At 63.9% G+C, this 8,472-nt stretch carries 10 protein-coding genes; 8 read left to right on the forward strand and 2 right to left on the reverse strand.

Going from position 1 to position 8,472, the window contains the following annotated elements:
* Positions 1 to 192: 192 nt before the first annotated feature.
* Positions 193 to 891, forward strand: coding sequence for a transposase (locus tag K8I04_00630; protein MBZ0070227.1), 699 nt, complete (start codon positions 193 to 195; stop codon positions 889 to 891).
* Positions 892 to 1,523: 632 nt separating this feature from the next.
* Entirely contained in the window at positions 1,524 to 2,201 is a 678-nt protein-coding gene (locus K8I04_00635; GenBank protein ID MBZ0070228.1) for a hypothetical protein, read from the forward strand.
* A 104-nt stretch (positions 2,202 to 2,305) separates the two neighbouring features.
* On the opposite strand, the gene K8I04_00640 is transcribed toward K8I04_00635, so the two are convergent.
* Positions 2,306 to 2,473, reverse strand: a complete 168-nt coding sequence (locus K8I04_00640; GenBank protein MBZ0070229.1) for a hypothetical protein — start codon at positions 2,471 to 2,473, stop codon at positions 2,306 to 2,308.
* Between the two features lie 8 nt (positions 2,474 to 2,481).
* Positions 2,482 to 3,339: a methylated-DNA--[protein]-cysteine S-methyltransferase gene (locus tag K8I04_00645; GenBank protein ID MBZ0070230.1), complete on the reverse strand. Its 858-nt coding sequence runs from the start codon at positions 3,337 to 3,339 to the stop codon at positions 2,482 to 2,484.
* Between the two features lie 258 nt (positions 3,340 to 3,597).
* On the opposite strand from K8I04_00645, the gene K8I04_00650 reads away from it, so the two are divergent.
* From K8I04_00650 to K8I04_00675, 6 genes are all read left to right on the forward strand, one after another.
* A complete protein-coding gene (locus K8I04_00650) occupies positions 3,598 to 4,800 on the forward strand; it encodes a DUF1207 domain-containing protein (GenBank protein MBZ0070231.1) in 1,203 nt (400 codons plus the stop codon).
* Between the two features lie 380 nt (positions 4,801 to 5,180).
* Positions 5,181 to 5,510 (forward strand): sulfurtransferase TusA family protein, encoded by a 330-nt coding sequence (locus tag K8I04_00655; GenBank protein ID MBZ0070232.1) that lies wholly within the window; start codon positions 5,181 to 5,183, stop codon positions 5,508 to 5,510.
* A gap of 43 nt (positions 5,511 to 5,553) precedes the next feature.
* On the forward strand, positions 5,554 to 7,005 hold the full coding sequence (locus K8I04_00660; protein MBZ0070233.1) for a YeeE/YedE family protein: 1,452 nt from the start codon (positions 5,554 to 5,556) through the stop codon (positions 7,003 to 7,005).
* A 61-nt stretch (positions 7,006 to 7,066) separates the two neighbouring features.
* Positions 7,067 to 7,318 (forward strand): sulfurtransferase TusA family protein, encoded by a 252-nt coding sequence (locus tag K8I04_00665; protein MBZ0070234.1) that lies wholly within the window; start codon positions 7,067 to 7,069, stop codon positions 7,316 to 7,318.
* A 248-nt stretch (positions 7,319 to 7,566) separates the two neighbouring features.
* Positions 7,567 to 7,878 (forward strand): hypothetical protein, encoded by a 312-nt coding sequence (locus K8I04_00670; protein ID MBZ0070235.1) that lies wholly within the window; start codon positions 7,567 to 7,569, stop codon positions 7,876 to 7,878.
* Between the two features lie 303 nt (positions 7,879 to 8,181).
* Positions 8,182 to 8,448 carry a hypothetical protein gene (locus K8I04_00675; protein MBZ0070236.1) on the forward strand — a complete coding sequence of 89 codons (267 nt, stop codon included), beginning with the start codon at positions 8,182 to 8,184 and terminating at the stop codon, positions 8,446 to 8,448.
* Positions 8,449 to 8,472: the final 24 nt, after the last annotated feature.

The raw sequence follows: 8,472 nt of genomic DNA on the forward strand, positions 1-8,472 counted from the left end.
AATCCGCACGCTGCGTTTGACGAGGCGGGGGCTGGAAACGTGGCATGGTCGAGATACTGTGACACTCGCCAACCGAAAGGGGCGAGCAACGGGGAATACAAACTTCGACCTGTACTGGCGCGCCAGCCCTCGACCCTACTAAGAACGGAAAACGGGGACAGATTTATTTAAGACAGACTAAGGAGCGGGATCATGCCAGGGATGGGCAGGGTCATGCTGCCGAACTACCCGCATCATGTGGTTCAGCGCGGGCATAATCGGCAGGTGGTATTTGCAGAGACGCGGGATTATTTACGGTATCTGGATGCGCTTGCCGAGTTCAAAGTGGAATTCGGCATCAAGGTGTACGCGTACTGTTTGATGACCAACCACGTGCATCTGCTTCTGGGGCTTGGGGAAGAGGTGAGTGGCCTGGGCCGGTTGATGAAGCGGGTCGCGGGGCGTCAGACGCGTTATCACAATGCGTTGGAAGGGAGGACGGGGACGTTGTGGGAGGGCCGTTACAAATCGAGTCCGGTGGACAGCGATGCGTATCTCTTGGCCTGCGTCCGTTACATAGAATTGAATCCGGTGCGCGCGCGAATGGTGGAGGCGCCGGAACAGTACCCCTGGTCGAGTGCGCGGCACCACCTGGGGACCGAGCGATGCGACTGGCTGGACGAGAATCCCGGCTACGTGGCGCTCGGGAACGATGCACTAGAACGACAAGTCAGTCACCGGACGTTTTTGACGGCAGCGATACCGGAAGGCGAGTGGAGGTTGATCAGGACAGCCGTGCAGCGTGGACAGTTGACGGGGAGTGGGCGTTTTATTGACGAGGTTGAACATATTCTTGGGCGCCGCATCGAGCATCGAAAGCCGGGGCGGCCAACAATACGACCGGATAAATAAATCTGTCCCGGATTTACCGATCCACGACAGGCCTTTCGCGGGAAGCGGGTTGGCCGTAGATGCTAACGCCAAGCCGGCGCGGTTTCCACCGGGATGGCGTCGCGGTGCGGCCTGCCGTCCCGGTATGCGGGGTCTGCGATCGACTTCACGAACATCCGTCTGGGTCACGGAGATCCGCGGAAGAACACGGAATTCAAACCCCGTGTGTCACACCTTCCATGTCTTTCCATGTGTGTCCGGGGCCATCTGTCCTGCAGTGTCACATCCCAGTAATATTTTCCGACGCCGGCTTCGTGGGCGCTTCTGCGGACAAGCTCTTGAACATACAGCATGTTCACCAGGGCGCTGGATCCGGTCCCGACAGAGGGGTGTCGGATTTCCTGACAGATTGGTACGGCGGGCAACCGACGTAGAACGCTATCTTTATGAATTTTCGTATAAAAATATAATGCGCATGGAAATTGCACACCTTGAGCGCAGTTGGAGTACCGTTGCCCTGCCGAGTGCGTCGTTGGCCGTCACGGTGGTCCGCACCAGCGGCCGGTATGGGCACAGCGAGTTGGCCAGCATTAGCAAGAGTTGTTCACGAATCATTCAGACGCGGCAGACGTCGAGAAACGGAGGAGCGGCACATGGATTTCAGGAAAGGTAGCGCACTGACGGTCGTGCTGGCGTGCGGCCTGTGGGCGGGCGCCGCCAGCGCTTTGAGTATGAATGTCACTATCGGTGATGACCCCCATCACGACTGGACCCTGGATACGGGTTGGGTGACCGGCGAGCATTCCGACCCGAACCTCTGGGACTTCGGCTGGGATCTCAACTCCAATACCGATCCGTTCATCCAGATCAACAGCCTCAGCTTCACCAACACCAGCAGCAGCACGCAGCATTTCGTCATCACGCTGAACGGCCTGGTGTCGCCGAGCTTCAACCCCGCCAACGTGGTCGATGCGCAGATGGGCTACGATTGGGCGAGCGACGGTGATATTACGCTGTCGAACATCAGTTGGTCCGGCACCATCAACGGTGCGACGGTGTCGACCATCTTCGGCAGCAATATCATTATTGACAGTGGTACCACGCCGCTGACCGGCAGCGTCGGTCCCAATATCGATCCCGCGGTGACCTTCGTGTACGATGCCGGCGGGCCCATCACCTCCATGGGCATGGCCTTCGCCTTCGACCTCAGCGCCGGTGACAGTATCGATTTCAATGCCCGCCTGGAAATCACACCGGTTCCGGTGCCCGGCGCGCTGCTGCTGCTGGCCTCCGGCCTGCTCGGCCTCGGTGCCGCCGCGCGTCGACGCTGACAGCCGCGTCGCGACGTCATGAATGAACGCCCCTCGTGCGAGGGGCGTTTTGAGTATCATCAGGGACAGAGTGCAGGCTTACGCCCGTCCTCTTCCGCGCCTCCTTACCGCACCCCCTTCCGCAACAGCCACTTCCCGGCAATCTCCTTCAACCGTTTCGCGGCGATGATGTGAGCGTCGAGACACGCTTCCTTGCCGTTCTTGCCGTAGGCCACGCTCATAAGGGTGGAGTAGTACACCACCGGCATCTTGAGCTTGATACCGTGGACCAATCAAAGGGTCAGAGTACGTGGTCGCCGTCGATCGCTGCGCTCTCCCACGCCAGCATCGCGCGCTTGCGTTCGCGGCCCCAGCGGTAGTCGCCGACGACGCCGGTCTCGCGGATCACGCGGTGGCAGGGGACGAGGTAGGCGAGGGGGTTCCGGCCGATGGCCGTGCCGACCGCGCGGGCCGCGGCCGGTCGGGCGAGCGCGGTGGCCAGTTGGCCGTAGCTGACCAGCGTGCCGGGCCGCAGCCGTAACAGTGCACGCCACACCTGCACCTGGAAGGTTGTGCCGCGCACGAAGGCGCGCAGGGGTTGGTGCGTCTGCGCACCGGGCGGGGCGCCGGCCCGCGTAAAGATGCGCGCGGCGAGGTGTGCGGCCAGTGCGTCGTCGCGGCACAGGTGCGCCTGCGGCCAGGCGGCCTGCAGCTCCGCCCATTCCGCGGTGTCGTCTGCCGCGGCGACGAAACCGAGGTGGCAGATACCGCGTGGGCCGGCGGCGATCAGACAGGTGCCGAAGGGGCTGTCGGCGAAGCCGGCGGTGAGTGTCCAGCCGGCGCCGCCGGACTTCACTTCGCCGGGGGAGGCCGCTTCCAGCGTGACGCACAGATCGTGCAGCCGTCCCGGTCCCGACAGGCCCGCCCCCAGGGCGGCGGCCAGCACGCTGTCGCCGCCGCGCAGCCGCGCCTTGGCGTGTGCGACGGTCAGGCACTGCAGGAAGTCCTTCGGTGTCACCGCGGCCCAGGTCGAGAACAGGCGGTGGAAGTGGAAGGGGCTCAGGCCGGCCTGTGCAGCCAGCGTCGCCAGGTCCGGCTGCTCCCCGTGGTGCGCGTCCAGATAGCGGATGACGCGGGTGATACGTTCATAGTCGTGCATGTGCGCATCCTGCCACGGGTGGCCGGGCGCGCCCACCCGGTTCTTGCGCACCCCGGATTCGGTCCGCCGGCCGCCGCAGGTTGCGGAGTTTATGGGGCAGCACTGAGAAAACAGGTATGTCTCGCAGTGCTTGCAAGTGCTGCGCTGCACAGCGGTCTGGAGCAGTCTGCCGCTGGCGCCGGAGGCAACCGTCGCCGATAATCGGCCACCTGTCACAGGGCATGCAAGTGCCTGCCCGACTTACGGAGCGAGATGTTCATGCGGCCATCCATACAGTCGTTCGGGCTGCGCCGGTCGGCGCGCCCGGGCGCGCCGATCGCGCTCGCCGCGCTGGCCCTGGGCTTGGCGGTGCTGCCGGTCCCGGCCGGCGCCGATGTCGCGGCCGATTTCCTGCAAGGGTATGCCCGGGCGGTACTGGATCTGCGTTTCGCCGGGCGCCAGGTGCAGGTGCTGGCCGCCCATGATGACGGGCGGCTGGTGCTGAGTGAGGCGGCCTGCGGACCGAATCCCGGACGCACCGCCGTGGCAGAGGCGCTGACCGCGACCGGCCGTTTCGCGCGGGTGCAGTGGCAGGAACGGCCGGAGTGTACGTCGGCCGTGGCGGAGGTCGCCGCTGTGGAGGTGGAGGCGGCGCCGCCGGAGGCCGCAGCGGAGACGGGGTCCCCGGAGGGGCAGACGGCCGGACAGACGGCTGGGCAGGTGCAGGCCGCACCGGTCACCATCGAGGCCCTGCCCGTGGACGATCTGTTCAAACCACTGATCGCCGACCCGCGCCAGCCGCAGTTCGCCATCCGCTACCACCGCTACGCGGCCGCCGAGCACTTCAACGCGGCGAGCGTCTCCTTCGGCGACTACTTCGGCTTCGCCAGCGGCCTGTTCGGGGAGTCCGGCGTGTCGCAGATCGGACTGCAGGGCGCCGTGTTCGCCGTGTTCAATCTGGATGCGCCGTCCTTCGATCTGGTCAATGCGGACTATTGGATCGGCATCCCGGTGTCGTACCGCCGCGGCCCCTGGTCGTTTCTGACGCGCATCTATCACCAGAGCTCGCACCTGGGTGACGAGTTCCTGCTCGGCAACGCCGATCTGGAGCGCGTCAATCTGAGTTATGAGGATTGGGAGGTGCTGGCCTCCTACGACTGGCGCGACTGGCGCTTCTACGGCGGTGGCGGCGTGATCCTGCACAGCGAACCCGATCTCGACCCGCTGCACGCGCAGGCCGGCCTCGAATACCGGCGGCCGAATGTGCTTGGCAACTGGCAACTGGTCGGCGCCATCGACTGGCAGGCGGAGCAGGAGCAGGGCTGGCGGCACAACCGCTCCTACCAGCTCGGCTTCGCCTTCGTGCGCCAGTCGCGCGAGATCCGCCTGATGCTGGAGCACTACCGCGGCTATTCACCGAATGGTCAGTTCTACGACGAGCGCCTGCGCTACACCGGGCTGGGTGTGTATTTCGACCTCTGAGTCTGGAATGGGGCCACGGAAACACACAGAAAAACACGGAAGGTGGTGATGTAGAGGGGTTTATATTCCGTGTTCTTCCGTGTGTTTCCGTGGCCATCCCCGATTTACGCGGCCATTCCCCGGGTCAACCGGCTATCCTTCCAGGTTGCGACGACCGGGCGTTGCATCCATGCCCGCTGTGCGTCGCCGGGTGCATTGCAAAATCCGCCGCCGCCCGTCAGCGGCCGGCGGCGGTTGCATAATAAATCAGTTCCGGATCCAGAGAATGGTTATAAGGTAATGAAATTAATATATAAAATTGATAAGGCACGATTGCTGCATATGGAGCCTGTGGGCGCCAGCCCTTCCAGGGCAGCGCAGCGCCGGGAGGAGGCCGCGTGATGTGGTGGTTCGGCGGGCACAGACAGCAGCGCGTCAGCGCGCTGAGCCGCGTCGATCGGACCGTGATCCTGGACGCGGGGCCGTTGCGGGTGCAGGTCTGCATCGACTGCCTCGGGGCCGTCTGTCCGCGTCCGCAACTGCTGACCCTGCGGGCGCTCGATCAGATGGCGGACGGCGAGGTGCTGGAGCTGCGGGTCGACAACGCCAGTTCGGCGGAGGCCATCCCGGCGATGGGCATGACGCTCGGCAGCACCCATCTGGCGACGGTGCGGGGCACGGACGGCTGGCGCATCTACGTGCGCAAGGGTTACGTGGAGAACGAAGGTTGAAGTACATAATGAGTTTGTTGCAGTGCGACGGGAGGGAGTATCGATGTCTAGTGACGTGAAGGCCGCGACCATGGGTGTGCCGGCGTCGGCCGATGCCTGGTACGGGCACAAGGGCAATCTGTATGCGTTGGCCATCGTTGGCCTGGTGACGCTCGGTTCGGTCTGGTCCCTGGCTCAGGACCTGCGCTGGGTCTATCTGCTGGTCTATATCTGGTTCGGCATCGGCTACGGTATCTTTCTCCAGTACGGCCGTTTCTGCATGGCCTCGGCGGTACGCGACCTGTTTGCCGTGCGGGTGCCGCGCATGGCGGTGGGCATGCTCATTGCGGTCATGCTGTTTTCGCTGACGGCGGCAGCCGTCCAGGTCCTCGGGGTCAACACCTTTCATCCGAACGCGATGGGCTGGCATATCCTCGTCGGCGCCGCGATCTTCGGCTTCGGCATCGTGTTCACCGGTGGTTGTGCCTCGGGCTCGCTCTACAAGAGCGGTGAAGGCAACATCGGCGCCATGCTGGTGGTGCTGTCGATCTCCTTCAGCCAGGCGATCTATGTGACCATGGACGGCTGGACGGACAAACTGATCCCGGCGTCCTGGACGGCCTCCGCGGCGGCCAAGGGCATGCCCGAGGAGCTGTCGGTGACGCAGGGTTGGTTCGACCAGTTCACTGCCGGCTATGTCTGGGATCTGCAGGGCAGTCAGCTGTCCAACCACTTCGAGGGCGTGGTCAGCGGTGCCTTCATCGGCAACGCCCTGCTGGGCGCGATCCTGCCGTCGCTGTTGCTGATGATCGTTCTCTACCAGACCGCCTACCGCAAGGGCTATCTGCGGCGCTACAAGATCACGGCGCCCGGGTTGGGTGATCACCTGCGTGGCATCTGGTCCATGGTCACGGCCTCGCGCAACACCGCCATCGCCGGCTTGGCCCTGGGCGTACTGGCCGGCGGTCACATGTGGGCCACCGGCGCGCTGCGCGAGCACTACGAGATCTTCAACTTCGGTGAGCTGCTGGTGGACATGGGCCACACCGCCGGTCTGTCCATCCAGGACACCGTGTTCGATCCCGGCTACTGGTACATCACCACCCAGGAGGCGCAGTGGGGTGCCTGGCTGCTGGACAAGGCCGGCATGCAGATGACCGACAGCATCTACTTCGGGCTGGACAACGGCATCCCCAATCCGCTGATCAACGCACCGGGCTGGATGTCCATCGGCATCATCCTGGGCGCGGCGCTGATCGCCCTGGTGCGGCGCGAGTTCAAGTGGAAGGTGCCGAGCCTCGAGACGGCCATGTTCGCCCTCATCGGCGGCGCCCTCATGGGCCTGGGCGCACGCATCGCCATGGGCTGCAACATCGGCGCCTTCTTCGCCACCGTCACCAACGGCGACATGTCCGGCTGGGTGTTCCTGGCGGGCATGGCCGTGGGTGGCTGGCTGGGTGTGAAGGGCTTCAATGCCTGGATGAATTGGCGCGCCGGCGACGACCTGGCGATCTGAGCGCGGCCGCAGGCAGCGGCGCGCTCTGTATTGAAATGGAAAGAACGTAGGAGATACGGCAATGGCAGTGAAATTCGAGAAGGTCAGCGACCATGATTACACGCTGGATGTGACAGGCTATGTCTGCCCGCACCCGCAGATGTACACCAAGAAGGTGATGGGCAAACTGGAGAGCGGTGACGTGCTCACCCTGATGTTCGACAACCCCTCCTCGGGTGAATCGATCATGGCCATGTGCGAGGCCGACGGCGACGAGCTGATCGAGCGCAGCGACGACGGCGGCAGCTTCCGCTGGCGCATCCGCAAGGCCTGAGACGCCTTCGGTATGTGGTGCGTCAGGCTGCGCCTCGACGCATCCTACGAGGCCACACGGAAGAGGTTTTGATGTAGGAGCGCCATTCCTGGTGCGATTGGGTCGGGCGGATGATCCGACCGTGATCGCGGCAGGAATGGCGCTGCTACGGGGGCCGGGATCTTGTAGGGTGCGTCGAGACGCAGCCTGACGCACCGGTTTGGACGGCGCGGTGCATTCTTCACCGCGCCTCGATGATGGGAGTCCTCATGCGATTCGGATTGGTAGTGACCGACGACCGGCACGGTGCCGCGGCGGTGGCCCTGCTCGCGGCGGCACAGACGCGCGGCTGGACCTGCCGGTGTTTCCTCAATGACCGCGGCGCGCTGCTGCTCGCCGATCCCGCCTTCACCGGCGCACCGGCCGTCGCCGCCACGCAGGTCGCGGTGTGTGAACTGAGCGTCGAGCGCTATGCGGATGAAGGTCTGCGGGTCGACGACAGCCACAGCCAGATCGTGATCGGCGGCCAGTATCAGGACGCCGAGCTGGTCAGGAACAGCGACCACGTGCTGGTGCTCTGAGAAATTTTCAGAAAAAGCACGTTGTTACCTTCGTCGACATGGCAGTGGGTGACTGACCCGAAAAACTCAATCCAGCCACGGAAACACACGGAAAACACGGAATGCAAAACGTGTCTCATTCCCCTTTTCTGAGTCGTTCCGCGTGGTTCCGTGGAAAATTACCCGAAAAACGTACTTCAGCCACGGAAACGCACCGAGATACGCGGGTTGCAGGTATGCCCCAGCCTCGTCTTTTGTGTGGTTCCGTGTGCTTCCGTGGCAACTGCGGTTTTGACTCATTCAGTGTTTCTTTAGAGGTACACCATGACAGATGCACGCAAGACGATCCTGGTGATCGCCCAGCACGACAAGCCTGAGGCGCTGCGCATGGCCAGCGGCCTGACCCTGCTCGACGACGAGGTGCGTGTCGCGGCACTCGGTGGCCTCGACGACGACGCGGAGACCGCGCTGCAGCTCGAGGCCCTGGAGTTCGCCGAAGTGCCGATCGAGACCCTCGATGCCGCGACCGACGCCGGCATCGGTCAGCTCGCCGACGCCATCCTGGCCGCGGACGCGGTGTATGTGATTTGAGGTTCTAGGTCCTAGGTCCTAGGG

The organism is Gammaproteobacteria bacterium (genome assembly GCA_019911805.1).
Classification (GTDB): domain Bacteria; phylum Pseudomonadota; class Gammaproteobacteria; order Thiohalobacterales; family Thiohalobacteraceae; genus JAHJQQ01.